This is a genomic window from Oceanobacter sp. 4_MG-2023, assembly GCF_030689165.1.
Lineage (GTDB): Bacteria > Pseudomonadota > Gammaproteobacteria > Pseudomonadales > Oceanobacteraceae > Oceanobacter.
The window spans coordinates 43,854-69,559 of sequence record NZ_JAUYVV010000013.1; the positions used below are offsets into that span (position 1 = coordinate 43,854).

At 53.8% G+C, this 25,706-nt stretch carries 19 protein-coding genes; 5 read left to right on the forward strand and 14 right to left on the reverse strand.

The window, feature by feature from the left end; all coding sequences use genetic code 11:
* Positions 1 to 851: 851 nt before the first annotated feature.
* From rraA to ppsA, 3 genes are all read right to left on the reverse strand, one after another.
* Positions 852 to 1,346: a ribonuclease E activity regulator RraA gene (rraA, locus tag Q8W24_RS10710; RefSeq protein WP_305413390.1), complete on the reverse strand. Its 495-nt coding sequence runs from the start codon at positions 1,344 to 1,346 to the stop codon at positions 852 to 854.
* Between the two features lie 89 nt (positions 1,347 to 1,435).
* Positions 1,436 to 2,464 carry an alpha/beta fold hydrolase gene (locus Q8W24_RS10715; protein WP_303431455.1) on the reverse strand — a complete coding sequence of 343 codons (1,029 nt, stop codon included), beginning with the start codon at positions 2,462 to 2,464 and terminating at the stop codon, positions 1,436 to 1,438.
* A gap of 80 nt (positions 2,465 to 2,544) precedes the next feature.
* Complete coding sequence (gene ppsA, locus Q8W24_RS10720; RefSeq protein WP_303431453.1) at positions 2,545 to 4,914, reverse strand: phosphoenolpyruvate synthase; 2,370 nt, start codon at positions 4,912 to 4,914, stop codon at positions 2,545 to 2,547.
* Positions 4,915 to 5,197: 283 nt separating this feature from the next.
* Between ppsA and Q8W24_RS10725 the strand changes: the two genes are divergently transcribed.
* The gene (locus Q8W24_RS10725; protein ID WP_303431452.1) at positions 5,198 to 6,016 is read left to right on the forward strand and encodes a pyruvate, water dikinase regulatory protein; all 819 of its coding nucleotides are present in this window, start codon (positions 5,198 to 5,200) and stop codon (positions 6,014 to 6,016) included.
* Positions 6,017 to 6,075: 59 nt separating this feature from the next.
* On the opposite strand, the gene Q8W24_RS10730 is transcribed toward Q8W24_RS10725, so the two are convergent.
* Complete coding sequence (locus Q8W24_RS10730; RefSeq protein ID WP_303431451.1) at positions 6,076 to 6,927, reverse strand: alpha/beta fold hydrolase; 852 nt, start codon at positions 6,925 to 6,927, stop codon at positions 6,076 to 6,078.
* 188 nt (positions 6,928 to 7,115) lie between these two features.
* Between Q8W24_RS10730 and Q8W24_RS10735 the strand changes: the two genes are divergently transcribed.
* On the forward strand, positions 7,116 to 8,489 hold the full coding sequence (locus Q8W24_RS10735; protein WP_305475261.1) for an anthranilate synthase component I family protein: 1,374 nt from the start codon (positions 7,116 to 7,118) through the stop codon (positions 8,487 to 8,489).
* A gap of 41 nt (positions 8,490 to 8,530) precedes the next feature.
* Here the strand turns inward: Q8W24_RS10735 and Q8W24_RS10740 are convergent, their stop codons facing one another.
* Both Q8W24_RS10740 and thrH read right to left on the reverse strand, forming a co-directional pair.
* Positions 8,531 to 10,288 carry a hypothetical protein gene (locus Q8W24_RS10740; protein WP_305475262.1) on the reverse strand — a complete coding sequence of 586 codons (1,758 nt, stop codon included), beginning with the start codon at positions 10,286 to 10,288 and terminating at the stop codon, positions 8,531 to 8,533.
* A gap of 544 nt (positions 10,289 to 10,832) precedes the next feature.
* On the reverse strand, positions 10,833 to 11,450 hold the full coding sequence (gene thrH / locus Q8W24_RS10745) for a bifunctional phosphoserine phosphatase/homoserine phosphotransferase ThrH (RefSeq protein ID WP_303431448.1): 618 nt from the start codon (positions 11,448 to 11,450) through the stop codon (positions 10,833 to 10,835).
* Between the two features lie 348 nt (positions 11,451 to 11,798).
* Here thrH and Q8W24_RS10750 point away from each other — a divergent pair, with 348 nt between their 5' ends.
* Positions 11,799 to 12,518 carry a phosphoadenylyl-sulfate reductase gene (locus Q8W24_RS10750; protein WP_303431447.1) on the forward strand — a complete coding sequence of 240 codons (720 nt, stop codon included), beginning with the start codon at positions 11,799 to 11,801 and terminating at the stop codon, positions 12,516 to 12,518.
* Between the two features lie 173 nt (positions 12,519 to 12,691).
* Here Q8W24_RS10750 and cysB read toward each other — a convergent pair whose 3' ends face one another.
* Positions 12,692 to 13,666, reverse strand: a complete 975-nt coding sequence (gene cysB / locus Q8W24_RS10755; protein WP_303431446.1) for an HTH-type transcriptional regulator CysB — start codon at positions 13,664 to 13,666, stop codon at positions 12,692 to 12,694.
* 120 nt (positions 13,667 to 13,786) lie between these two features.
* Between cysB and Q8W24_RS10760 the strand changes: the two genes are divergently transcribed.
* Complete coding sequence (locus tag Q8W24_RS10760; protein ID WP_305451883.1) at positions 13,787 to 14,557, forward strand: sulfite exporter TauE/SafE family protein; 771 nt, start codon at positions 13,787 to 13,789, stop codon at positions 14,555 to 14,557.
* A gap of 44 nt (positions 14,558 to 14,601) precedes the next feature.
* On the opposite strand, the gene Q8W24_RS10765 is transcribed toward Q8W24_RS10760, so the two are convergent.
* Complete coding sequence (locus Q8W24_RS10765; protein WP_305475263.1) at positions 14,602 to 15,543, reverse strand: DUF72 domain-containing protein; 942 nt, start codon at positions 15,541 to 15,543, stop codon at positions 14,602 to 14,604.
* A gap of 119 nt (positions 15,544 to 15,662) precedes the next feature.
* Here Q8W24_RS10765 and Q8W24_RS10770 point away from each other — a divergent pair, with 119 nt between their 5' ends.
* Positions 15,663 to 16,736 (forward strand): 3-deoxy-7-phosphoheptulonate synthase, encoded by a 1,074-nt coding sequence (locus Q8W24_RS10770; protein ID WP_303431443.1) that lies wholly within the window; start codon positions 15,663 to 15,665, stop codon positions 16,734 to 16,736.
* A 164-nt stretch (positions 16,737 to 16,900) separates the two neighbouring features.
* Here the strand turns inward: Q8W24_RS10770 and Q8W24_RS10775 are convergent, their stop codons facing one another.
* The 6 genes from Q8W24_RS10775 to Q8W24_RS10800 all read right to left on the reverse strand — a co-directional run bounded on the left by Q8W24_RS10775 (position 16,901) and on the right by Q8W24_RS10800 (position 25,693).
* On the reverse strand, positions 16,901 to 17,707 hold the full coding sequence (locus Q8W24_RS10775; protein WP_305413398.1) for a VacJ family lipoprotein: 807 nt from the start codon (positions 17,705 to 17,707) through the stop codon (positions 16,901 to 16,903).
* Between the two features lie 138 nt (positions 17,708 to 17,845).
* Positions 17,846 to 21,790: an ATP-dependent RNA helicase HrpA gene (gene hrpA / locus Q8W24_RS10780; protein WP_305475264.1), complete on the reverse strand. Its 3,945-nt coding sequence runs from the start codon at positions 21,788 to 21,790 to the stop codon at positions 17,846 to 17,848.
* A 310-nt stretch (positions 21,791 to 22,100) separates the two neighbouring features.
* Positions 22,101 to 22,523 (reverse strand): ketosteroid isomerase-related protein, encoded by a 423-nt coding sequence (locus tag Q8W24_RS10785; protein WP_305451879.1) that lies wholly within the window; start codon positions 22,521 to 22,523, stop codon positions 22,101 to 22,103.
* 103 nt (positions 22,524 to 22,626) lie between these two features.
* The gene (locus tag Q8W24_RS10790) at positions 22,627 to 23,535 is read right to left on the reverse strand and encodes a cobalamin-binding protein (RefSeq protein WP_305475265.1); all 909 of its coding nucleotides are present in this window, start codon (positions 23,533 to 23,535) and stop codon (positions 22,627 to 22,629) included.
* Positions 23,532 to 24,137: a cob(I)yrinic acid a,c-diamide adenosyltransferase gene (cobO, locus tag Q8W24_RS10795; protein ID WP_370693323.1), complete on the reverse strand. Its 606-nt coding sequence runs from the start codon at positions 24,135 to 24,137 to the stop codon at positions 23,532 to 23,534. The genes Q8W24_RS10790 and cobO overlap by 4 nt, the downstream gene beginning before the upstream one ends.
* A complete protein-coding gene (locus tag Q8W24_RS10800; protein ID WP_305475287.1) occupies positions 24,134 to 25,693 on the reverse strand; it encodes a cobyric acid synthase in 1,560 nt (519 codons plus the stop codon). Before Q8W24_RS10800 ends, cobO begins: the two co-directional genes overlap by 4 nt.
* Positions 25,694 to 25,706 lie beyond the last annotated feature (13 nt).

Below are 25,706 nucleotides of genomic sequence, written 5' to 3' on the forward strand. Positions count from 1 at the left end.
AAGGAGATTAACAATAGACTTTAGGCTAATATTGTATACGAAAATGCATAATCTGGCTAAAAAAAGGCCAGAATATTTGTTCAGAAAACGATTTTGTATGCAATCGGTGACGATGACCCGTTTGGTGTCACCTTGTCGCCAGGCTCCACTTGCTTGTCGCTCCACATCGACTGCAGCGTGTGCTGAGGCATGATGGGGCGGCAGCGGCAGATAGAATCAAGGGGCAGAACTGGAACCTCACGCTGTTGCAGCTGAGCATCCATTTTGAGTGGCAGCATCGACGCGTATCTGGATGGGTAGCGCGACCAGTGACTGACCCAGAACACTGAACAGCCTTACACAGGGTTTTGAATACGCTCTTTATTCGGGGTCAACAGATATACGCTTTATTTCAGCAATCGACAAAATCTCATCAGTCTTGCTGCCTTTAAGGTAAAGGGGACATCTATAGCTCACGAAACATATTATCTCCATTGATGATATTTTATGAATACCAAATAAAACCAACATTAATCCTGCACCCGGTTCTGATATTGTGATTTTGCAGAACGCCAGAAAACCGGTATGCATCAGCACCAGATATTGATTGTTTTTATTGCATGATTGTTTATTTGCAGTCGCCAGGATTTGCCAGCAATGATTTATTGATATGCTGAATTCAGGCTGTACTTTTTATTGGTTTATTAGTGTTTATTCGTACGCTTGACAGCTCCACACTTCCAGCCTCTCTCTCCCTCTACCCACTCTTTTTTCTCCCAACCTCATGCCCCAACCTGCATGCCCCAACCTGCATGCCCCGGCCAAACCGGGCCACGCAGCGGAGGCGACTGATTTCCCAGTCAGCAGGGTACTTATTCAGCTGGCATCGACAATGCTTTGGGAGAAACAATAATGCCGTTGTTATCGGCATAGACAAAGCAGCCGGGTTTGAATACAACGCCGCCAAATTTGACCTCAACGTTCACATCACCCAGGCCACGCTTGTCGGTTTTGAGTGGATGGGTCGCCAATGCCTGAACACCCAGTGCGGTTTCCATAATGGCATCAACATCACGAATACAGCCATTAATAATAATGCCTTCCCAGCCGTTGTTAGCGGCTTTTTCTGCCAGCATATCACCCAGCATGGCGTGGCGTAGTGAACCACCACCGTCGACAACCAGTACCTTGCCCTTGCCGTCAGTGGCCACCAGCTCACGGACCTTGGAGTTATCCTCAAAGGCTTTGATGGTCACAATCTCGCCACCAAAGCTGTCATGGCCGCCATAATTGTTGAACATAGGTTCAACCACTTCGATCAGTTCAGGATATTCATCGCACAGATCGGGGGTCAGATAATCAGTCATACAAGTGGTCTCCTGTTAAGTGTGTTGGCTATCAAACACCATACAGGGCACTGTCGTCCAGACCACTTTGGGCTGATAGCAAGCAAGAATCATTCAAGTAATAACGAGTGATTAACGACTGGATTCCCCGGCAAGGCATGCAGATTACCCAGCCAGTCGCCCACCAATGGCCAGACTTCATGACAGGCTGTCGGGCTGTTGACCATGCCGGAGTGATCATAATCTTCACTAAAACCGCTATCGGTACCCAGCACCGTCATGGATTTGGGCACTTCCACGCCTGCGTCGGAACCGTAGTGTTCGTAAAAACGACGGCAGCAGGTGAGCGGATCAACACGATCAGCGACACCGGCAAACATGCGCAACGGCACCCTGGCCTGTCGCCAGGCGGGCAACAATGGTTGTTTGGCTGCTGTCAGTTGCCATTTGCCAAAAATAGCCTGTCGTGCCAGGTATTCATTCACGATACCGGCCGGTTCATTTTCGGGGCCAATGCCGACCTTGAGACCGTCCAGCTCACCCTTGATGGACATCAGCGTCCGTAAACTTAATGCCCCTAATGGCATCCACAAATACCAGGGGCGTTTCAGCACCTGGGCACCAAACGACACCACACCGGCGCAGTTGTCCGGGTGTAATTTGGCCGCTGCAATCGCAGTTGCCAGCACCACTCCACCCAAGGAGTGTCCGATCCAGGCCGGGTATTCTCCGGTTTTTTCACAGACAAAATCATTGACGGCGGGCACATCGTAACAGGCGTACTGTTGCGCCGTATTGTCCGTGTATTCGATATTGCGTGGCGACAATCCATGGCCCCGCTGCTCCATCAACCAGACATCAAACCCCTGCCGCACCAGCCAGGCAGCCAGGCCGTCACCATCGGCGGTCAGCCAGAAACTGCGATTGGTAAACGAGCCATGCAGCAGCACAACCGGTGGACGACGGCCATCACGGTCTGGAGATGTTTCATAACTGCCGGGGGACAGGTGTGTTACCGCCACTTCGACACTGCGATCCTGATCAAGGTTGTGCTTGACCAGATAAACATCATCGGTAAAACCGGCCAGGTTATCAGCCCTGGCCAGTGTTACCGGAAACAGCGCACTGCTGCTTTTCATGCGGGAATATCTCCAAAGCTCCGATCACCAGCGACCGGGTACTCATTGCGGTAAGATAAGAATGGCAGCCCGTTTGGACATTAATGTGACTTGTCCGCGAGGAAGAACCAGGTATCCATAACAGAGTCCGGGTTCAACGACACGCTGTCGATGCCATGTTCCATCAACCAGCGGGCAAAATCCGGATGATCTGATGGCCCCTGGCCACAAATACCCACGTATTTACCTTGTCGTTTACATGCCTGAATGGCCTTTTCCAGCAGCACCTTGATCGCCGGATTACGCTCATCAAACAGATGGGCAATAATACCGGAATCCCGATCCAGTCCGAGTGTCAGCTGGGTCAAATCATTGGAACCGATCGAGAAACCATCAAAGTGCTGTAAAAACTCGTCGGCGAGAATGGCATTGGCCGGCAGCTCACACATCATAATCAGCTTGAGGCCGTTCTTGCCGCGCTCCAGGCCGTTGTCTTTCAACAAGTTAACGACTTGCTCCGCTTCACCAGGGGTGCGCACAAAGGGCACCATGATCTCGACATTGGTAAAGCCCATCTCATCCCGCACCTTGTGCATGGCCCGGCATTCCAGCTCAAAACAATCGCGGAAATTTTTCGAGATATAACGGGAAGCGCCACGGAAGCCCAGCATCGGGTTTTCTTCTTCCGGCTCGTACAAACGGCCACCAATCAGGTTGGCGTACTCGTTTGATTTGAAGTCTGACAAGCGCACGATTACCCGCTTGGGCCAGAACGCGGCGGCCAGTGTTGAAATCCCTTCCACCAGCTTTTCGACGTAAAAGTCGACCGGCCCCGGATAGCCGGCAAAACGGCGTTGTACCGTAGGCTTGAGGTCTTCGGGCAGGTTGTCGAAATTCAGCAAGGCCTTGGGGTGCACACCGATCATGCGATTGATAATAAATTCCAGCCGCGCCAGACCAACCCCGGCGTTTGGCAGCTCCTGGAAATCAAAGGCCCGGTCGGGATTGCCTACGTTCATCATGATTTTGAACGGCAGCTCCGGCATTGAGTCCACGCTGTTGGTGCGGATATCAAAATCCAGTGCGCCATCGTAAACATAACCTGTATCGCCCTCGGCACAGGATACCGTGACCGGCTGGCCATCTTTCAGTCGCTCGGTAGCGTCTTCACAACCGACCACCGCCGGAATGCCCAGTTCACGCGCAATAATCGCGGCATGGCAAGTCCGCCCACCCCGGTTGGTAACAATGGCTGACGAGCGTTTCATGATCGGTTCCCAATCCGGGTCGGTCATATCGGCAACCAGTACATCCCCTTCCCGGATCTGATCCATATCGTCGATATCGTTCAGGACCCGAACCGGCCCGGAGCCAATCCGGTGGCCAATACTGCGTCCTTCGGCCAGCACCGTGCCGGTTTCTTTCAGCAGGTAGCGCTCCATCACGGTTTTGCTGGTGCGGCTCTTGACCGTTTCCGGTCGCGCCTGCACCACGTACAACTTGCCGTCATCCCCATCCTTGGCCCATTCGATATCCATCGGCCGGCCATAGTGCTCTTCGATGGTCAGCGCCATGCGTGCCAGTGCTTCGGCTTCGGTATCGGTAATGGAAAACTGCTGTCGCAACTCACGATCCACCCGCAAGGTTTCAACCGACTGGCCAACACTGGCCGAAGCGTTGTATACCATCTTGATGGCTTTGGCACCGAGATTGCGACGTAATATAGAGGGACGGCCTTCACGCAGATTGTGCTTGTGGATGTAGAACTCATCCGGGTTTACTGCCCCTTGCACCACGGTTTCACCGAGGCCGTATGATGCAGTAATAAACACCACCTGATCAAAACCGGACTCGGTATCAATCGAGAACATCACACCACTGCTGGCAGTCTCGCTGCGCACCATGCGCTGCACACCGGCCGACAGGGCAATCGCGCTGTGATCAAAGCCCTGATGTACCCGGTAGGCAATCGCCCGGTCATTAAACAATGAGGCAAAGACATCCCGAACCGCATGCAGAACGTTATCAATCCCCACGATATTCAGATGGGTTTCCTGCTGACCAGCAAAGGAGGCGTCTGGCAGGTCTTCTGCTGTGGCCGACGAGCGCACTGCAGCCGCTATCTGGTCATTATCGCCTTGCAGCGTGTCGTACGCTGTCCGGATAGCAGACTCCAGCGCCGGTGGTAACGGCGCCGCCAGAATCCAGCTACGAATGGCAGCACCGGTTTCTGCCAGTGCCCGTACATCATCCACATCCAGATCGGACAATGCGGCATTGATACGATCATCCAGTCCCTGATAGGAAAGAAATTCCCGATAGGCGTCGGCACTGGTGGCAAAACCACCCGGCACGGTAACGCCAGAACTGGCCAGGTGGCTGATCATTTCTCCGAGCGAGGCATTTTTGCCACCAACCCGGTCCACATCTGCCATACCTACCTGATCAAACCAAAGTACATAGTCAGTCAATGTTGTTCTCCTGTACCATCGCGTGCTTTATGAGCCTGCTGAACTCATCGACGCCACCAGTGGTGACCTCGACGGTAAGAACACCGTTTTTGGGTTTCGGTGATTACGGGTTCAGATAACCCTTTTTATGCTGCTTCCGGACCATCCAGCGTACCGATATGGTTCATTATCATAACAGTCTACTGATGCAGATCATCGTCTGCGGTTATTCGTATACTCAGTGACTCAAATCGGGCCGTAGCAAGCGCGCGTAATACTAAGTGCAGGTAGAACAAATTTCCATATGAAGCGATACGCCTACTTTATTTCTGATGGCACCGGCATCACCGCCGAGATGCTGGGCAATAGCCTGCTGGCACAATTTGAGAAGATTGAATTCGAGTGTGTCACCCTGCCCTACATCGACAGCATCGTCAAAGCCGAACAAGCGGTTGCCCTGATTAATGCTGATGCAATCAAGAGCGGCCAGCCAGCGATTATTTTTGATACCGTCATCGACAAGTCCATCCAGCATGTCATCGATACCGCCAATGGCCTGAAGATCGATATCTTTGATGCTTTCCTGAAACCATTGGAACAGGCGCTAGGGGAAGATTCTTCCTACAGCGTGGGGATGTCCCACTCTGCCAAGAACACCAGTTACCTGTCTCGCATCGACGCCGTCAACTTCGCACTGGATAACGACGACGGCGCCCGTACCCGCCAATACAAAACCGCCGATGTGATTCTGGTGGGGGTTTCCCGTTGCGGCAAAACCCCTACTTGTCTTTATCTGGCGATGCAATATGGCATCAAGGCGGCCAACTACCCACTGACCGAAGAAGACATGGCCGATTTACGACTCCCCAAAAGCCTTGAGCCGTATCGCAAAAAGCTGTTTGGATTGACCATTGATCCTGATCGTCTGTCGGTGATTCGTAATGAGCGCCGCGCCAACAGCCGTTATTCTTCCCTGAAGCAGTGTTATCACGAAGTGGACGAGGTCGAAACCCTGTACCAGCGCGAACAAATCCCCTTTATCAGCACCACGGACAAGTCGATCGAGGAAATTTCCACCCGGATCCTGGCCAAGACGGGCATGCAACGGAAGCTACGTTCCTGAAGAACAAGACATTCAGGGTGCGCGACGGATCAAACCGGTATGACGTCTGACCCGCTACGCTATGACAACAACGCCAGCGCCAGACGATCATTCATCAGCCGCGCCACCTGCTTGGGATGAGTAAACACCAGACTGTGGTCCGCCCCGGCGACCCCCTGGGCGATCCAGTCGCTGCTTTGCTGCTCCAGCCGTAACTGCCGCTGTTTCATCTCCGGGGCACTCAATTCGCCCACCAGACTCATACCCGGCAGTGGTGATGTCCAGTCGAGGTAATAAGCCTGTTGGCGTCCCAGCGATTCACTGACGGCTCCCAGAGCCTGGCTCAACCCCGGACGATTGGCCTGCAAACGCTTCATGGCTACTTTATCTGCTGTCGGATTACGTCGGCGATTGGGCGACACCACATCGAGGAAATCCCGATACGCGCCGTCATCCCCTTGCCGGAAACGTTGCGCCAATGCCGCATAGCGCGCTTCTTTATCTTGCAGGCCAGCGGCATCGTCACCAGACAATAGCGCCGGTTCAAGCAAATACAGCAACCCAAACGCATGCCGCTTGACCAATTCTGTCGCCACCATACCGCCAAAAGAATACCCAACCAGATCGGTATCCCACCAATCCAGCGCTGTCAGCAATTCTTCAATTTGTTGCGCATAATCGTTAATGGTTGGCTTGTCGCAATCGATAAAGGACGACTTGCCCATCCCGGCAAAATCCGGAATCAATATTTCACTCCAACCATCCAGATAATTAGCCACATACGTCCAGGTCAGTTCCCCGGCGATACCGGCACCGTGCAGCAACACCAGACGCCGGTGCCCGGCCTGAGATGTTGATGGCGATGTCGATTGCAACAGCAGTGCATGTTGATTAACACGGGTGGTACGAAGATTAACGGGGTGCTTTTCCACAATTAGCCTTAAAACTGACAGAATAATAGGTTCAGAAGGGCTCGACGGGCAGGCAAAGGCTGCCCAAAGACGACAGCGCCAGTCTAACCAGCAGGTTATAGCAATGCCAGGGGTTGTGAATCGGACACCATGCGCCGGATAATACGCCGCTATTTTATCCACCGACCGATCGGGAATCCTTCGCTCTCATGTCCAGCACGCCCATACCGGCCGCATCTCACGCCACCGGACTGCCCTTTTCAGCCCGATCACTCTTGTTCTGCTGCCATCAACTCCCCGAGGCTGCCTTATTGTACAGCGGCAGCAGTGGCCAGTCGCACTCTCAACGCTGGGCCGTACTGGCCTGGGCTCCGAGCCGCACCCTGTCGGCTCGCAGTGCATCACAATGGCAGCAACTGCAACGCACTCTGGAAACAGGGCAAACGCCATCAACAAACCCGACGGGCCGTTCCGACAACAGTGGTTTTATCAGTGGCTGGATGGGGTATTTCTCCTTTGATGCCTGTCATCAGACGGTCGCGGGCATGCAGCCATCGGCGACGCAGTCGACACCGGCACAACCACCGCTGGCAGAATTTCATTATTATCCCCATAGTCTGCTACTCGACTTCAACGCAGACACCGTCACCCTTCGCAGCCCACAGCCTCTGACTGGCCAATACCGTCACGAGCTGATTACGCAGTTACAGCAAGCGCTTGAGCAACAAAGTACTCACGACACCGCTCTTCAGCTCCAACAACCGGACAAACCCGCTTGGCAAGTCCGCTGGAATGCCCGCGAGTATGAACAGGCATTCAATCAGGTGCAGGATTACATCCTTTCCGGTGATGTGTATCAGGTGAATCTGACCATGCCCTTTCGCTGTCAAAACGATCTGACCGATGCGGCACCGGCCGGGTTGCTGGAGCATTTTGATGCGCCGTTTTCTTGCTATTTCCGGAGCCAGTTCCTGACGCTATTCAGTGTCAGTCCGGAGCGTTTTATGCGTATCCGTCAACGCCAGATGACCACCAGCCCGATCAAGGGCACCGCCCCCCGGGGGAAAACCGCCAGCGAAGACCAGGCCAATCGCCAGTGGCTGGCCGACAGTCAAAAAAATCAGGCGGAAAACCTGATGATTGTGGATCTGTTACGTAATGATCTGGGGCAATCCGCGCGCACCGGCAGTGTTCAGGTCGACAAGCTGTTTGATATTGAATCCCATGCCAATGTCCACCATATGGTCAGCACCATTCAGGCACAGCTGAAAGCGGATATTTCACCGTTGCAGGCTGTATTAAGTGCTTTTCCTGGTGGCTCGATCACTGGCGCACCCAAAAAACGGGCACTGGAAATCATCCAGGAACTGGAACCCGATAGCCGTGGCCTGTACTGCGGTTCTTTTGGTTACTTCAGTGATCAGGGGGAAACTGATTTCAATATTCTGATCCGCTCGGTCGTGGCGACCACAACGGGGGCAGAATGCTGGGCCGGTGGCGGCGTGGTCAAGGATTCTACCGCAACAGGGGAATACGACGAGTTATACAGCAAGGTTCAGGCGCTGCTGGATATCATCGGCTGACATCATCGTTCAGGGCCAACCAGACCGGTCATCAGCCATGGCTACGGATCGATCCGGTATATTACCTGCCCACCACTTTCACGCGTCTTGATGTTCATTACCGCATCCTGCTTGCTGATCACGGTCGTACCGGTGCTGGTGGTCGACGATTTTTTGGCTGCCGTTGTTTTGGCTGCCGTTGTTTTGGCTGGCTTGACTGACCGGGTTGGTGTGGTCGACTTCGCCGGTGCCGCCGCTTTGGCCGGCTCCCTCGGTTCGACCACGGTTACCGCCTTGGCCACAACAGCGGACTCAGCCTTGGCCTCGTCTTGTGACTTGGCAGGGGTTGCAGCCACTGGTGTTTTCCTGGCTTTACTGGTTGTTGTCGCCGCAGGTTCGGCACCGGGATTATTCAGATCACGATTGGCATTCCAGCGCGGAAAGTCTGCCGGCACTTTTTTGGTGGTCTTGACCGATGACGTCGCTGCCTGATTCACCGCAGGCGACTTGACCACCGGCTTTGTTTTGTTCAGCGTCAGACTGCTGGACGGCGTTGGCAATGCCCGCTGACTGGTCACCGCAGGTTTGGTGGCAAGGGTTTTAGAGCTGCTCACACCAGCCACACTCTTGCCAGACGATGCCTTGGGGGCCACATAAGCCGGGACTGAGCGCTGGGCTGTCCCGGTATCCCGAACCGTTTTTTTGGAAACCAGTGCCGAAGCAGGAATCGGCACCACTTCGATAATTTCTGACCGGGTGTACCCTTGGGTTGTATTGCTACTAACCGACCGGGAGCGGGAACCAATATTCTTTACACCTTGACGGTGTGACACTCCGGTACTGCCGGAGCTGTTTCTGGAAACCAGTTCAGACGTCGGCATTGGCGCGACCTCAACCACATTGGAACGGGTATAACCCGGAGATACCCTGGCCGCAGGAACGGATGATCGAGTGGTATCAGCAGCACCTGGGTGGCGGTCTGCTTCCAGTGGTTGCGGAGGCAAATACGTTACTTCAGCCGGTGGCCGGTAATTCACTTCCTCCTTGACCACGACGCGCCCACTATGATGTGCCGCCGGCACCTCCACCATACCGGCAGCTTCCTGGGGCTGAACCCGCCGCCGGGACTGTAACTGATTGACCTGATCCGCCGGTAGCAACTTGATTACCGGGGCACTGTGTTGCTGTATTTCCGCCACATGAGGAACAACTTCCTGTGGCACTGCCATTTGCGGACTGGTCATTTGTTGACTGGTCATTTGCGGACTGACCACCTGAGCACTGACCGCTGGTGGATTAACTACCTGCTGGGTGATTTCTGGCGAGCTATCACTCCCGGCACCGACTTCTACGCTGCCAGCGAGAATTTCCATCAACTCGTCTTCTGCAACAGCGGCACTGCCACCATGCTCTTGCCCTTCACCATGACCACTGGGGGTGTCGGCCGTTTCGGTACGGGCAACACCCGTCAGCTCCTGCGAAGGAACCGGCAAAGCAAAACTGCTGCGGCGTTGTTCTTCGATTCTTACCGCAGCGGCTGGCAGGTTGCTGGCAGTTGCTGTTTTGGGAGTCGAGGTGACCGTCGTGGTCGTGGTGTTCTTTTCTTTGGCGACCGGTTTTGTTGTTTTGACCGGCGCAACGGCCGGCGCCTTGGCGGCGGAGCGGATTACCGGAGAACGGCTGGCAGCAGACGATTGACCGGCGCTTGACGAATGCTGCGTCACCGTACTACTGCCGGAAGAGGTCATTGGAGTCTGATCGTAGGTTTTGTGATCTTCCAGATGCGATTGCCCGGTGGAAATCACCACGTTATCAGCCATGACGGTTGGGGCAAGCCCACACAGCACGAATGCCAGCAACCATCTGACAGTTTCTCTCTTGGAGTTCCTGACTGGATTCTCCCGCCATTGCCTGTTGGTCATACTTAAAATCAGCCATTGCTGATACATATTCAGAACCCGTTTATCACTTATCAGCAAAGGAATTACAAGTACTGGAAAATCCCTGAAGATGCTCTGGCCACCATGGCAAAAACGACATCCAACCAGATTTTATCTTGAATAACGTAGCTTTCTTAAAAAACACACTGTCACGAACGCCTAGTATAGTCGCGACAGTAATAACTTCCCGATTTAATTGTCATTCTGGCTGTCAGCGGTACCTGCCCATGAATGTCATCGTCAAATTACACTGTTTTGGCTGACCTAAAAAGATGTATTGGCTATTCAACACACCCTTACCGCCCATTACGACAAAACCGATGAACGATTGACGGACAATCCGCCAATCGCTCAATACGTATTACAGTGGATACATGACATCAAATACAATACTTGACCATGCATGCATTAAATCACATCAGGATCAGAGACTTAGTTCACGATTACTGGCTTTGATAAACGCCTTTTTCAAATCGTCATACGTATGCACTGCTGGAAATTGCGGAAATTCGTCAATCACATTTTGCGGTGCATGAAACAGAATGCCAGCATCCGCTTCAGCCAGCATGGTGGTGTCGTTGTAGGAGTCACCGGCCGCAATGGTGCGGTAGTAGATGGTTTGCAAGGCCCGGATCGATTGCCGCTTGGGATCGGCCTGACGCAATTTATAATCCACAACGTTACCGGCTTCGTCCGTAATCAGGCGGTGGCAAAACAGCGTTGGAAAACCCAGCTGACGCATTAATGGCTGGGAAAACTCATAAAACGTATCGGACAGAATAATTACCTGAAAACGCTCACGCAGCCAGTCAACAAACTCCGCAGCCCCTTCCAGTGGCGACAGGGTCGCTATCACGTCCTGAATATCCTGGATTTTCAAACCATGCTGTTTCAATAAACCCAGACGTTGCTGCATCAGCACGTCGTAGTCAGGAATATCACGGGTTGTGGCTTTAAGCGCCTCAATCCCGGTTTTATTGGCAAATTCAATCCAGATTTCAGGAACCAGAACACCTTCAAGGTCCAAACATGCGATTTCCATGATATCTCCGCGATTCGAGGAAGTTTTTCGGGGTATTTTCAGCCGCCGTACTCTAGCCAGTTGCCTGCTATAACACAACCGCCGGGGGGAACGGAGGTTTAAGGTTCAACAACGATCTGTTAGCTTTTAAGAGCAAGGACAAAATAACAGAATTCCTTCTGGTTAAATGATTACCAGCACCCTGCCACGCTACCGCCAGCTGATGGTATTGGGCCTTAACGGCGCGCAGCTTAAAAACACTGACTTTATAACCATAATGAAATAACAATATTCTTTATTAGTATTTTTTGACCTAAAAGTGGCGTGCTACCATTTAACCAAACTTCCAGTAATTAGCGGTTCAGCCAGATGACAGACTTCACCCAACTTAATGCAGAGTATGCTAGCCAGCGCCCCAAAGACCTGATTCGCTACGCCCTTGAACAGCACGACGCCATTGCCGTGTCGTTCAGTGGTGCCGAGGATGTGGTGCTGATCGATATGGCCGTCAAGCTTCGCCGGGATGTTCAGGTATTCACTCTCGACACCGGCCGCCTGCACCCTGAAACCTATGAATTTATCGAAGCCGTACGCAAGCACTATGGCATCAAGATCCAGGTACAAACGCCGGACCAGCAGGCACTGCAGGAGTTTACCTCCGACAAGGGCATGTTCAGTTTTTTCGAAGACGGCCATAAAGAGTGTTGCGGGATTCGTAAAATCCAGCCGTTAAAAAACAAACTGGCCACCCTGGATGCCTGGATCACCGGCCAACGCCGTGACCAGAGCCCCGGTACTCGCAGCAATATCGAAATGATCGAGGTTGATGCATCACCCGGCCGCCAGGGGGAGTTAATCAAGTACAACCCGTTAACCCACTGGACATCCGCGCAGGTGTGGGAATACATCAAGATGTTTGATGTGCCATACAACCCGCTGCATAGCCGTGGTTTTGTCAGCATCGGCTGCCAGCCCTGTACACGCCCGGTATTACCCAACCAGCACGAACGGGAAGGTCGCTGGTGGTGGGAAGAAGAAACCCATAAGGAATGTGGCCTGCACAGCGCCAATATCATCAGCAAGGGATAACGACTCTCCGCCCTGGCGGAGGCTTGCGCACTGCGGTTGCCAGTTCCATCAGGGCCTGGCATCCATGCGCTACCCCGCGATTACAGCCTCAGTGCCTCGATGCTGTAACGGTGTAAACGGCTTACCTGCCAGACAACTTGCCAACCCCGGCGGGTCCCCCCTACCGGCTACGGTCAGACGTCCGGCAGCTTGATCCCATCAAATACGTCTTCCACATCGTGTTTACTGCCACATTGTGCCGCCGCATCCACCAGCTCTCGCGTCAAATGTGGCGCAAACCCGGCAATAAAGTCATACATAAAACCACGCAGGAAGGTACCTTTTCGGAAACCGATCTTGGTCACACTGGGCGCAAACAAATGGCTGGCATCAATCGCGACCAGATCTTTATCCTGCACTGGATCAAGCGCCATGCTGGCAATAATGCCAACACCAACCCCTAACCGTACGTAGGTTTTGATCACATCGGCATCCGCGGCAGTAAACGCTACTCTCGGTGTCAGCCCTCGACTTTTAAAAGCCTCATCCAGCTTGGAACGCCCAGTAAAACCAAAGACGTATGTTACCAACGGATAATTGGCGACCTGCTCCAGCGTCAGCTGTTGACACTGCGCCAATGGATGATCTGCAGGTACCAGTATGCTGCGATTCCAGCGGTAACACGGCATCATTACCAGATCACTGAACAGCTCCATGCCTTCCGTCGCAATGGCAAAGTCGACGGTACCATTGGCCGCCATCTCTGCAATCTGCATTGGCGTCCCCTGGTTCATATGCAGCGCCACATCAGGATACTGCTTCATAAAGACGCTGATCACTCCTGGCAAGGCATAACGGGCCTGGGTATGCGTGGTAGCTAGCGTCAGGGAGCCTTTGGTTTCATCGCTAAATTCCTGGGCAACTTGCTTGATACCTTCGACTTTGCGCAGGATTTCTCCGGCTACCGCAAGAATTTCTTCACCGGCAGGGGTAACCCGCGTCAGGTGCTTGCCACTGCGAGCAAAAATCTCAACGCCCAGCTCATCTTCCAACAGACGAATCTGCTTGCTGATGCCTGGCTGCGAGGTGTACAACACCTGAGCGGTGGCAGACACATTCAGATCGTGGTGGGCTACTTCCCATATGTATTTAAGCTGCTGTAGCTTCATGCTACCTCCCCAGAAATTCAGTTATAAAAATATAATCAAATATTCTTTTTAAGTATAGAAGGTGCTCGGTTAGAGTACCATCACATCCTCTTTCCGTTCTCGGCAGTGTAGACCTCAAACATGGACTTTCTGTTATATATCCTCGCCGGCGCTGGTGTTGGTTTTATTGTTGGCCTGACAGGCATCGGCGGCGGCGCGCTGATGACTCCTCTGCTGCTGCTGTTTGGTTTTCCTGCCCATATCGCGATTGGTACCGATCTGATGTACGCCTCAATCACCAAGGTCTCTGGCGCAATATCGCATCACAAGCAGGGCCATGTGAACTGGGGCATTATGCGCAAACTGGCACTGGGTAGTATAACCTCCGCCTTGATCACCGGTGTAATACTGAACCAGCTCTTTGATAACCCAGAGCAATATAGCCATATTCTGACCAGCGTGCTGGGTGCCATGCTGCTGTTCACGGCCTGTGCCATCGTTTTTCGCACCACGATCCAGTACTGGTCCAACCGCCTGCTTGGCGACAACCCTGCCCGCATTGGTCATTTAACCATCGCCATGGGGGTTATTCTTGGTGTATTGGTCACCTTGTCGTCGGTGGGCGCCGGTGCCATTGGTACTGCGATCCTGATGATTCTGTACCCTGCGCTGCGCTCAACCAATGTGGTGGGTACGGATCTCGCCCACGCTGTCCCCCTGACACTGGCAGCCGGTTTGATACATATGTATATGGGGCATGTTGACTTTATGCTGTTGGGCGCTCTGCTGATTGGCTCCATCCCGGCGATTCAGGTATCCAGCCGTCTGGCCCGACATATCCCGGAAAATGTTTTGCGCAGCTTGTTGGCCAGCCTGCTGTTTGGACTGGGCCTTAAATACGCGCTGTTCTGAACCATCAGCCTTGCCAGGCCTGGGCCAAACCCTGTACCTGCACATCAGCCCCATAAATCCGCGGCCTGATGAATGCCACTTGCTCCGGGCCAAACAACTGACTGCTGCCAGTACTCTTGCAGCAAACGCCGATGCAGTTGCGGCACATCGTGATTACCCACGGTATGCCAGAAAACATAGGGCGACTTGCCCTGCTGCTGCCATTGGCTCAACTTCTTGTGCCATTGCTGGAAATAGCGCTGATTGTCTTCATAACGAGGATGGCCGATAAAGCGCACCACCGGGCAACGCCCTGTCGCGATCGGGTGTACTGGCATGGCTGGCTTTTTACGCTGGGCATCCAGTAGCGCTGCAGACGAGCCCTTATCTGCCATCAGGCCCCGAGTATCAAACACGACCCGGTCAATCTGGCGATCGGCCAACGCCCGCAACCATCGGGGCTCATGATGGGTTTTGTCAAAAAACGACGGATGCCGGCATTCCACGGCAATATCCAATGCCAGTCCACTGCCCTGACTGCCACTGAAATGACCACCCAGCAAATAATCCAGAGCCTCCAGAACCGCTCCGGCACGGTCGGCACCCAAGCGTCCGGGAAGCTGCAACATCAACACACCCAGTTTGTCGGGAGCATGGGCCAGGATCACTTCCAGAAAAGCTGCAAGGTCTCGTCCTGGCAAGCCTCGCAAAGCCGCCTGAATATCCGTTGCATGACTGATTGCCCGAGGCAGCTTGAAGCAAAAACGAAAGTCTTCTGTTGTCAGGTCCAGCCACTGCCGTAGCCGCGCCGCCTCAGGCAAACCATAAAACGTCGTATTGCCCTCAATCGAGCGAAAGACCTGGCTGTATTCTGCCAGGGCACTGGCGCTGGATTGATCGGCTGAGAGCAATTGCCCTTTCCATTGCGGCAAAAACCACATCGGCAGCCCCATGCGTAATACACCTGTTTCATTTGCTGAATGTGCTTTTTGAGCTGTATTTGTCATAATCACTCAATTATAACAGCGCCACCGCCCAAAATGCCGCCCGCTTTAGCAGAGCTGGCTATACTGACCGTCGAGCGATCTGGCCCAACATACAAGCGTCAACCATCATCAGGATTTTTATGACAGACAACCGTGTCGAAGACTTGAACATCGAGTCGATTACCACCCTGATCACCCCCGATCAGCTCAAACAGGAAATGCCTATTTCCGAAGCCGCCGTCAGCTGTGTACAACAAGGCCGCCAGGTGATTCGTGATATTCTGGATCGCAAGGACAATCGCATTTTTATTGTTATTGGCCCCTGCTCAATCCATGATGTCGATGCCGCCAAAGATTACGCCACACGCCTGAAAGCGCTGTCTGAAAAAGTCGGCGATACCCTGTATCTGGTGATGCGGGTTTATTTTGAAAAACCCCGTACAACCGTTGGCTGGAAAGGTCTGATCAACGACCCTTACATGAACGACAGTTTCAAGATTGAAGAAGGCTTGCACATTGCCCGGCGCTTGCTGCAAGACCTGTCTGAAATGGGTCTGCCGCTGTCTACCGAGGCACTCGATCCGATTTCTCCGCAGTACCTGCAAGACCTGATCACCTGGTCTGCCATTGGTGCCCGCACCACGGAATCCCAGACTCACCGCGAAATGGCTTCCGGCCTGTCTTCTTCGGTCGGCTTCAAGAACGGCACCGATGGCAGCCTGTCAGTCGCGACCAACGCCTTGATGTCGGTCGCCAATCCGCATCGCTTCCTCGGTATTAACCAGCAAGGTTCGGTAGCCATTGTGACGACCCAGGGCAACCCGTATGGCCATATTGTTTTGCGCGGTGGTGGTGGCAAGCCAAACTATGATTCCGTCAATGTTTCCCTGGCTGAACAGGCGCTGGAAAAAGCCGGGCTGGCACAAAACATCATGATTGACTGCTCGCACGAAAACTCCAGCAAAAACCCGGCCTTGCAACCACTGGTTATGGAAAACGTCACCAACCAGATCCTGGATGGCAACCAGTCCATTATCGGTCTGATGGTGGAATCCAACATCAAGCACGGTCGCCAGAATATTCCGGCCAACCTGGATGAGCTGGAATACGGTCAGTCCGTCACTGACGGCTGCATCAGCTGGGACGAAACCGAAACAGCGATCCTGACCATGTACGACAAGCTTAAAAACGTATTACCCAAACGCGGGCAATAATTCCGCCGTCATGCCTTGCTCGCAAGACGGCACCGAAAAACAGCGCCCTGCAAAGCGCTGGAAAAACGATGTAAAGATGTAAAAAGTCGAGCATAAAAAAAGCCCCGGTGTTTATCTATCACCGGGGCTTTTTGGTTTTATCGATCCATCACATCAACTCAAAATCACATCGAATAGGTTTCGCCAGTGGATGCCGGGTCTTGGTCTTCCTTATCCCAACCTTCGTCCCAGTCTTCATCCCAATCGTCATCCCATTCTTCGTCGTCAAAATCGTCAAAATCATCTTCAAAGCTATCGGCCGCCACACCGTCATTCACCAGATATTCCCGCCGTTGCACATAAAAACTGCGCAAGAATATATACCGATCGCCCGTAATCAGGCCTTCTGAGGAAATCAGGTCGGCGCGCAAATCAACAGCCTGCAAGGCGATCATCGAGTAGTCTTCAGTGACGCTGTCACCTATCCTGGAACTGGTCAGGCCACTCCCCCAGTGCATCACCAAACCACCGGTATCGCGCAAGTTGCTTGGACCAAGGAGCGGCAGCATCAGATACGGGCCGGTGCCAACTCCCCAATACCCCAGCGTCTGGCCAAAGTCTTCATTGTGTTTTCTGAGGCCAATATGGGTTGCGACATCAAAGAAGCCAAAGAAACCGACCGTGCTGTTAACCAGAAAACGGCCAGTATCCGACGCCGCCTGAGTCAATTTGAGCTGGCCCAGGTCATTCACCACCACCAGCACATCGCCAATGTTGGAGAAAAAATTACTCACCGAATCATCCACACTTTGTGGTGTCACATACTGGTACGCTTGAGCTGTCGGCTTCAGCACGTATTTATCCATCACCTCGTTGAATGCAAAAACCCGACGGTTAAAGCCCTCCCACGGGTCCAGATTGTCATCAGCGCTGGCCGCTTGGCCAGTGCTGGCCAACGTCAAGAGCAACGTCGCAAGAAGAAGCTTCATCATGATCCCCTCAATCCATTTGGGCGGTATTAAAACAGCTTGCAGGCATGGAAAAAAGCCGCATCTCAATACCGGCCTGTTCCATAAACAAAGACAACCATCATAATGACCAATCGCTGTCCTCACCAGAGCGCCCAGCCACTAACTTGTCAACTCTTGCCAACGTTTATCAAGCCGTTTTAACGACACCGCTTCCTGGGTGCCTAGCGGCTGGGCAAACAGCGACACCCGGAACTCCTCCAACAACCAGCGAAAATCCGTCAGTTCCGATGGTTCATCCAGCACCATACCTTCAGTGAACTTCACAAAAGGCTCATAAACCGAGGCGTATTCTTTCATGCCCAGACGATCACGAGGCAAGTTGCCCTGCAGTTTCTCGATGCGATATTCCATGGCTTTAAGGTAGCGGGTAAAACATGTCAGTCGCTTCCAGCTGGCATCGAGCATAAAGCCGGGTTGCAGCAAACGCTCCAGATTCACCTTGATATCGCTGTAGGCCATGGCGCGATCCAGGCTGACAGCCCCACTCATGCTCTTGAGGATTTTATGTCGCAGGGCAAGCCATTCGATAAATTGCGCCAGTAGCTGCTCACCGTGCTCTACCAATGTCGCTCGACGTAACAAGCGTTGCTGAAAATCACTCTCTTTATAGGGCAATGGCTCATCCAACGGAACAAACACCTGCTGGAAAGCGGCTTCGACCAACTCGTTGGTCAGGGACTGTTGGGTACCCATTCCCTTGGCCTGCAACCAGCGGTTGTTCATACTTTTCTGGATGCGGTTTTTTAACAGCCGCTCCTGTTCGCTCAGCGATTGCCGGAACAGGGTCACCAACCCACGCCGATGACTGCGCCGGGCAGCATCGGCATCCGCTTCCACGGTCAGCTGCAGCTGCTCGTTGTCCACTTTCAGGCACGGGAATGCCCGCACTTGCAAACCGTTGATCTCAGACTGAGTGGCTTCGGGCAAATCGCCAAAATCCCAACGCTGGACGTTTTCCCGCTGCAGCTCATGCTTCACCATGCCTTGCATCTGACGCTTGCTGAGTTCATTCAGATCGGTTTTTAATGCCTCCAGATCACGACTCTCCGCCATCAACTTGCCGTCTTCCAGCACCTGGATATTCATCAGCATATGCGCAGGTAACTCAATCGCCCTCAAGGTATCTACTTCAATACGAGGCCGGGCTGTCCGGTTCAGGTAGGCACACAACAAAGAATACAAACTGCCTTTGCTGGCATGCGCCCCTTGCAGGAAATCTTCGACGGTATTCGGTACCGGAACAAACAATTTGCGGATGGCTTTGGGCAGGCCCTTGATGATCAGCGCTACTTTTTCGGCAATAAATCCGGGCACCAGCCACTCCACTTGAGCGGAAGGCACCTGCTGTAACATCGCCACGGGAACACTGAGCGAGACCCCATCATCCATGGCACCGGGTGCAAACTTGTAACTCAGTGGAAATTGCAGCCCCTGCCACTCCAGCTCCGCCGGAAAGTCCCGATCAGTAATACCGGCGGCGGCATCACTCAAGAGTTGTTCCCGGGTCAGTTTGAGAGCGCTTTGTTGCGCCTCAGTCGCTTTGCTGTACCAGCGTTCCAGATGCCGGGTAGTCACCACTTCTTCGGGCAAACGTGCCTGATAAAAGTCGATCAGGAAGTTGTCATCAATCACCAGATCACGACGGCGGGATTTCTCTTCGTATTCGGTCACCTCGGCAATCAGGTCGATATTGTGCTGCAAGAAATCCGCCCGAGTACGGATCTTCTGTCCGACCAGACCTTCCAGAATCAGTATTTCCCAGGCTTCCCGTGGATGACTGAGGGCATAATTCACCCGTTTGCGCGGATTAACGATCAGGCCATACAGGGTGCTCTGTTCAAACGCCACCACCTGGCCACGCTTCTCATGCCAATGCGGCTCAAAATATTGGTATTTGAGCAAGGGTTTGCCGATTTCCTCAATCCAGGCCGGTTCGATCTTGGCCACGGTACGGGCAAATAACCGGCTGGTTTCCACCAGCTCCGCCGCCATCATCCATTTCGGCTTTTTCTTGTGCTGGCTCGACGCCGGAAAAACAAACAGCTTGCGGTTACGGGCACCCAGATATTCCTGGCCTTCACTTTTAAAACCGATCTGGCTCAACATGCCCGCCAACAACGATTTGTGCAGCGACTCGTAACTGGCCACCTGACTGTTTTCGGTCAGACCAAGATCCCTGCACAGCAAATGCAGCTGACGATGGGTGTCGCGCCACTCGCGCATGCGCATATAGTTGAGAAAATGCTTGCTGCACCACTTGCGAAGCTGGTTCTGGGTCAGCTCCTGGCGTTGCTCTTCGTAGGCATTCCAAAGATTCACCAATGCCACAAAGTCTGAGTCTTCATCTTGCCAGAGGCGATGCTTTTCATCGGCCTGCTGTTGTTTATCCTGCGGTCGCTCACGCGGGTCTTGCACTGTCAGTGCCGCCGCTATAATCAGCACTTCCTTTAATGCACCTTGCTTCTGGGCTTCCAGCATCATGCGGGACAAACGCGGATCGGTCGGTAAACGGCCCATCTGCCGCCCCAAAGCAGTCAGCTTGTGTTGTTTATCAACTGCCTCCAGCTCTTGCAGCAGGGTAAAGCCATCCTTGATAAACCGCTCATCCGGTGGATCGACAAACGGGAAATCCTGCAACCGCCCCAGCCCCAGATGCAACATCTGCAAAATCACTGCCGCCAGATTGGTGCGGCGAATTTCCGGGTCGGTAAATTCATCCCGCCCCAAAAAGTCACTCTCTTCATACAGACGGATACAGATGCCCGGCGAGGTTCGGCCACAACGACCGGCACGCTGATTGGCGCTGGCCTGCGAAATCGCCTCCACCGGCAAACGCTGTACCTTGCTTTTGTAGCTGTAGCGGCTGATACGGGCGACACCGGCATCCACCACATAACGAATACCTGGCACCGTCAGCGAGGTTTCAGCAACGTTGGTAGCCAATACCACTCGACGCCCACCATGGGGTTTGAATATCCGCTGCTGGTCGGAACCACTCAGACGGGCGTACAGCGGCAAAATATCCGTAGCGGGCAAACTGGCACGCCGTAAATATTCAGCACACTCCCGGATCTCTCGCTCGCCGGGTAAAAACACCAGGACATCCCCAGGAGCACCGCCTTTTTTGTCCTCGTTACGCAATTCGGTCAAGGCATCATGCACCCCTTCGAACAGGGTGCGATCAGCCTCCTCTTCCGATTCCCGTACCAATGGCCGGTAACGGGTCTCGACCGGATAGGTTCGACCGGACACCTGTATCACAGGCGCATCGCCAAAATGAGCCGAGAAGCGTTCGACATCAATGGTCGCCGAGGTGATCACCAGCTTCAGGTCAGGCCGTTTGGGCAGCAGGTTTTTCAGGTAGCCCATCAGAAAATCGATGTTCAGACTGCGCTCATGGGCTTCGTCGATAATGATGACATCGTATTCATTGAGGAAGCGGTCATGCTGGGTTTGCGCCAGCAGAATGCCATCGGTCATTAACTTGACGCGCGTCTGGTCGCTGCTCTGATCGGTAAAACGAATCTGGAAGCCGACCAGCGACCCGAGCTCGACACTCAGTTCATCCGCGATACGCTGCGCCACCGACCGGGCCGCCAGCCGGCGCGGCTGGGTGTGGCCAATACGACCATAACGCCCCAGTCCGGCTTCCAGACAGATTTTGGGTAACTGTGTGGTCTTACCCGACCCGGTCTCACCGGCAATCACCACCACCTGATGGTTCTTGATGGCTGAAAGAATCTCATCCTTGCGCTCCGAAACCGGTAAATCCGGATAACTCAAGCGCACCGGATCACTGCGTTGCGCCACCCGCTGCTGACTGGTTTCGATACGTGACAGCAATGTCGCCAGTGCAGACTCAAACGGCTGTTGCCGTCGTTGACTGGCCAGCAACTCTTTCAACTGCCGCCGCAAGCGCAGGCGATCCCGGATCAGACAATGGTCGATCGCCTGGTGCAAGGCCCGCGCATCAATGGCAGCAGGGTGTGAATCGGCGGTTACAGCCTGGTCAGAGGTGGGGACTGAAGAATGGTCGGAAGACAAAAGCGATCCTGAAAACAGCGAATATGAGGGAAATCGAACGGCCATTATACGACGTGTCAGCGCCAGAAGGCAGACGGTAATTTCAACCAGCAAGGCCGCTTGTATCGAGACCAGTCCAACCTGTCACGGCCAGCCACTGGAATGATTCAGAAACCGGCACAGGCACCGCAGCGGATATTTTCATGCAAGCACAATATCCGCTGCATTCTGGCCGTATTTTGGGCCTTCCTGGCAGAATCCTGTTATCCCTGACTGACGCCTCAAACGTACCCGGCTGACCCGCCCCAGGCGCAGCAAGCCCTGAAGCACATCAGTCTGCAGCCACCTCGGTGACCTGGCGAATCCAGTCGTCGAGGTTGTAGTAATTGCTGACGCGGGCAATTTTGCCATTCTGAACATCAAAAAACGCCCCGGCAGGCAATACATAACGCTGACCATTGGCGGCGGGCAAGCCATCATCCGTGAGCAGGTATTCGCCATGCACCACAAATTCAGCTGCGGCACGTTCGCCGTCGGGGCTGCTGAGAATCACAATATCTTTCAGCGTTTCCTGGTAGTGCCGGTTCATTCGCTCCATAAAGCGCGCAAAGGCTTCCTTGCCAATTTCTCGTTCGCTCTGGTTGATATCGTGGATCACATCCGCCGTCAGCAAATCCAGAAAGGTCGTCATATCGCGTTGATTAAACGCTTGGTAGTAGTTGAAAATCAGTGCTTCAGTGTGGGAACGGGTCATAGGCAGTCATTCTCATAAGTAACAGACTGACCGAGATTACTACGACTGGGACAGGCAGTGATCAGGCCTGTCATCACGAAAAAGTGTTTTTATGCCGACGGTTTTATCGGGCACGATCGATCTGTTCACACAGCACTTGAATTTCATCCAGCGCCCGTGGCGTCATGCGGTGTAACTTGTCGGCATTCGGATGAAGCATTTGCTGGTTTTTCACCGCTGGAATAGTTGGCCAGCGACTCCAGTTAACCGCATCAGCGTCAATATTGCTGTTGTCGTTTGTATTGTGGCTTGGCTGAATAATGACTTCCGGAGCCGACACAATCACCTGCTCCAGACCAACACCGGGGTAATCCTGATCCAGACTGGCAAAAGGGTTGTGTGCACCGCACAGGATCAACTGTTGCTGTGGCCAGGCGTTACCCGCCACCGTGGTCAGCGGTCGCGACCAGAGTTCGTAAAACACGCGCACCGGAGCTTTACCTGCAAAGCGGTGGCGTAATTGCTGCAAGCGTTGCTCATACGCCAGCGCTTGCTGCTCGGCACGCTTTTCATGGCCGGTGAGCTGGCCAAAGTGGCGCAACTCGCTGGCCACATCATCCAGTCGGGTCACTTCGGAATACACCACGGGCAGACCATAGTGCCGCAGTCGCTCCAGATCCGGTAACGGGTTCCCGGTGCCCCAGGCGATGATCAGATCCGGTTTCATTTGCAGGATTTTTTCAATCTGCAAACCAGCGTACGACCCCACTCGGGGAATGTGATTGGCCGCCTCAGGGTAGTTGGCGTATTCGGTGGTGCCGATAATCTGTTCACCGGCACCAATGGCATAAAGCAGCTCTACGATATGTGGCGCCAGCGCAATAATACGTAACCGCTGACGGTCGGCGGCCACAGCAGTGGCAGGCGTCACCGAAGCAGCTTGAGGTGCTGTCCCGACTGACATGGCGGGTGCTGTCTGCACCGCCAAGACCGTGGCCAGCCAGAGCCCGCCAATACCATGAACCAACCTCACCAATCGACTCCTTTACGGGCCTTGATACCGGCGTCAAACGCATGTTTGATCGGCTGTACTTCACTGACGGTATCGGCCAGTTCAATCAACCGGGGATGCGCATCCCGACCGGTAATCACCACGGTTTGTTCAACCGGACGATTGGCCAGAGCGCCGAGAACCTCGTCAATATCCAGGTACTCGAAACTGAGCATATAGGTCAGTTCATCCAGCAACAGCACATGAATATCCGGGTCCGCCAGAAATACCTTGCTGGCCGCCCAGGCTTCTTGTGCCGCGGCAATGTCTTTTTCCCGATCCTGAGTATCCCAGGTAAACCCGGTCCCCATCACATGAAACGGCACCCCCAGTTGTTGTAGCAGATCTCGTTCGCCACAGGGCCAGGTGCCTTTAACGTACTGTACAACGGCTGTTTTATAGTCGTAGCCCAGTGCCCGCACAATGGTGCCAAAACCGGACGTGGACTTGCCCTTGCCATTACCGGTGATCACGATCAGTGTGCCGCGTTTTTCCTGTGCAGCCTTGACCCGTTCGGCGACGGTGGCTTGCTGTTGCTGCATTTTGGCTTTGTGTGTTGCATTTTTATCGAGTGGCTGGCTCACGGGTTGCTCCCTGATAATGGATGATGGCTGTTTTCTTGGCTGTTTTCTTGAGTGGGTACTTGGGGCCTGGATGCCGAGCTAAACGCCAGCAACGCCGGGATATCAAGATGTTCGGCACAGGAAGCGGCAATACGATCCAGCGCCTGCTCCTGTTGTTGCTGATAATCGTCAATCCGGTCAGTGCTGGCACCGGCCCAGGCCAGAATGGACTGCAAGGCAGATGGCGTATCAAAAACCCCATGCAGATAGGTTCCAGCCACCTGATCGTCGGCGCTATAACAGCCGTCCAGTTGGCTCTTGCCGGAATCCAGTTGTGCAAATGGCCGGGCCGTCGATGGCTCAAGATAATGACTCCGTCCGACGTGTATTTGATAACCGGTCACTGGCACCCGCATCGGCGGCGCTACAATCTGGTGATGGTCGTCATACAACAGCAACTGGCCATGATCGTTGGTGAGGGATTTGTCCGGGAACAGCCGTGTTGCAATCGGCAGATAACCCAGGCCTGTTGCACTGCCCGCCGGGCCTTCGACACCTTCGGGATCATGAATGGCTTCCCCTAACAGCTGATAGCCTGCACAAATACCCATCACCTTGCCGCCATATCGCAGATGGCGGGCGATATCGCCGGCCCAACGCCCCTTACGTAACAGGTCCAGTTCGGCCCGGACGTTTTTACTGCCGGGCAAAATAATCAGATCAGCGCCGGTTAATGGCTGCCCTGGCCCGACATAAGCAAAGTCTACCTGCGGGTGCTGGCGCAGCATGTCAAAATCGGTGTGATTACTGATACGCGACAGCACCGGCACACGTACCCGCAAGCGAATGTCGGTGTGATCAAGTTGCTGCTCGGTGTCAATGGCATCTTCTGCCGCAGCACCAAGGTTCATAAGGTAAGGCAAGACACCCAGCACCGGTTTGCCCGTGCGTTGTTGCAGCCAGTCCAGGCCCGGTTGCAACAACCCGATATCTCCGCGAAACCTGTTGATCACAAAGCCCACCACCCGCTGCTGTTCGGTCTCAGATAACAGCTCCAATGTCCCCACCAGCTGGGCAAACACGCCGCCCCGATCAATATCGGCAATAATAATCACCGGGCAGTCAACGGCTTCAGCGAACCCCATATTGGCAATATCCCGGTCGCGCAAGTTGATTTCTGCCGGACTGCCTGCCCCTTCCACCACGATCAGTTCGTACTGCTGCTGCAAGCGCTGGTGGGATGCCAGTACCGCGGTCATCGCCCTGGTCTTGTAATCGTGATAGGCCGCGGCTTCCATATCGGTAATGGCCTTGCCATGAATAATGACCTGGGCTCCGGTGTCTGAATGGGGTTTGAGCAGCACCGGATTCATATCGACATGGGGTACCAGTCGTGCGGCTTTGGCCTGGAGTGCCTGAGCCCGGCCAATTTCACCTCCGGACGCGGTCACGGCACTGTTCAGAGCCATATTTTGTGGTTTGAACGGCGCCACCGCGATACCAAGATTGTGGAAACAACGGCACAGGCCCGCCACCAGCAAGCTTTTACCGGCATCCGAGGTGGTGCCTTGCACCATCAGTGTGTCCGGG